Genomic DNA, 514 nt, shown 5'->3' on the forward strand with positions numbered 1-514 from the left:
GCTACCAGAAGCTTGATGCGCTTCAGGGTAGTGATACTTGTCAGGTCAGAGCAGCGGAGGTAAGGAATGACTCTAAGGAGGTTGATATTCTGGATTCTGCCCATGGCAGTTCTACTTTTGGCTGGCTGAGATCGCTCTATAGCTTTGCCCCTGACACTGAAGGTAAAAGTTATCCGGAGCTGGCCCAGCTAGCGATCAATCGCTACTACTGTATGCCGCATCAGAACTGGGCAGAACGGTATGCTATGGGCTCGAATGAAGTTCCGACCTTATTCCGAAAAGATCATGGTGTGGATCACGTCACCCGAACCCAGATTCTTTCCGAAGCGTTGCTGGAGCTTTTTCCCAAACACGACCAGACCTATAAGGAATTGCTCAATAATAACCCCGGTTTAAAGGAGTTAATTCCGCTGGCTATGGTGTACCACGATGTGACAGCAGAAGCTGAAGACAAATCCCTGGAGGAGCTTCACGCCGCTGAAATATTTGAACGGGATATGATTGCCTCAGGAAG

General features: G+C 49.0%; 1 protein-coding gene. It reads left to right on the forward strand.

What is annotated here, in order from left to right:
- Nucleotides 1–514 (forward strand): hypothetical protein (locus E1189_RS13680; protein ID WP_196221425.1); only part of this gene is annotated, 514 nt, incomplete at both ends.

The organism is Parendozoicomonas verongulae (assembly GCF_009711465.1).
In the GTDB taxonomy this organism is placed as follows: domain Bacteria; phylum Pseudomonadota; class Gammaproteobacteria; order Pseudomonadales; family Endozoicomonadaceae; genus Sansalvadorimonas; species Sansalvadorimonas verongulae.